The sequence below is a fragment of the Microbacterium sp. Bi128 genome (assembly GCF_918698205.1).
In genome coordinates this window covers 1-1,296 of sequence record NZ_CAKKMM010001416.1, presented here as the reverse complement: position 1 = coordinate 1,296, position 1,296 = coordinate 1, and the positions used below count along the sequence as shown (strand labels likewise).

The window sequence follows — 1,296 nt, the reverse complement described above, 5'->3', positions numbered from 1 at the left end:
TTCCCGATCCCGCCGGTTTGCCCGGGCCATGGCGCCGGCCTACGGTGTTATCGGCGTCGTCGGCTGCGGCTGCCGCAGCAGCTCCGCGAACTCCGCCGGCCGGGATGCCGGCCACCAGTGGCCGCTGTCCACCCGGATCACCGTGAGGTCATCCACCCAGGAATCCAGTCCCTCCACGAGGTCCGGCGACAGGAAGGAATCCTTCAGCGGCACCACCACCTGGACGGGCAGTGTCACGCGGCCGCCGGCCGGCCAGTTCACCGCCGAGAAGAAATTTGCGCGGTAAAGAGCCAGGCCGCGGATGGGATCATCGCCGACGTCGCGCTTGGCCATCTGCCCGTAGCGTTTGGTGAGGAAGAGGCGCCAGGCGGCCTCCGGCAGCTTCGGCACAAGGAACGCGGCGATGTACCAGCTGCGGGCCAATTGTCCGGCCAGCTGCGGCCACGCCCGGGGACGTGCATACCGGCTCCGCACCCAGCGGGCGAAGTGCCGCAGGTCCGGGCCCGAGATGGACGTGTACCGGCCGATCAGGCCCGCGGCCCTGGGGTCCTGGACGGCGGCCCAGCCCTGGATCGAGCCCCAGTCATGGCCCACAAGATGGACGTCCGTGGCGCCGACGGCGGCCAGCACGGCGAACATGTCATCCACGAGCGTCTTCAGGGTGAAGTCCCCGGGGAGGCCGACGACGGCGGACGCGCCCGCGTTCCGGGTGTCGTAGGCGACCACGTGGTGGCTTCGGGCCAGATCACGGATGGCCGGCAGGAAGACCTGATGATCGTCCGGATAGCCGTGTACCAGCAGCAGCGTCGGCACTTCCGGTCCCGGCTCCCTGCCATACTCGAACACTGCAAGCTCAGCCCCGCTGGACGCGACGGTGCTCCGCCGTTCGTTGATCATCTCCATGCTGCCCAAGCTTAGGACCCCGGGGTGAGAATAAGCTCATGGGCGCCCGCCGCCGCGGCGCCCATCGACTCCAGCACGGCCGCGGTGCGCCGGCGCGTGGCTGCGTCCGCCGCCGTTCCGGCGCAACGGCCCTGCGGCGCGTCGGCCGCCACCGAACACCAGCGGTAGGGTCCGCGGACCATCACCGACGGTGCCCAGGCCAGGTCCGAGGCGGCCCAGGACCCGGACGCGTCCTGGCTGAACTGCACCCGGAACAACAGGCCCTCGTTGTTGACCACGAACGACGGCGAGAGCTCGGTGATGCCGTTGCCGAGCCCATACACAATCCAGGTTCCCTTGTACTTTTCGATCGGCAGCACCGAATGGCTGTGGTGGCCGTAGATCAGGCTGAAC

2 protein-coding genes are annotated in these 1,296 nt (G+C 69.2%); both read right to left on the bottom strand.

The window, feature by feature from the left end; genetic code table 11:
• Nucleotides 1–39 precede the first annotated feature (39 nt).
• Nucleotides 40–903 carry an alpha/beta fold hydrolase gene (locus LQV45_RS33275; protein ID WP_230012000.1) on the bottom strand — a complete coding sequence of 288 codons (864 nt, stop codon included), beginning with the start codon at nt 901–903 and terminating at the stop codon, nt 40–42.
• Between the two features lie 11 nt (nt 904–914).
• Nucleotides 915–1,296, bottom strand: a 382-nt coding sequence (locus LQV45_RS33270) for a CapA family protein (RefSeq protein WP_230011998.1), incomplete at its 5' end; no start/stop codon positions are given.

What these genes read in the sequence shown, in the direction of transcription:
- LQV45_RS33275 (WP_230012000.1), bottom strand. Translation starts at nt 903, where the DNA reads ATGGAGATGATCAACGAACGGCGGAGCACCGTCGCGTCCAGCGGGGCT.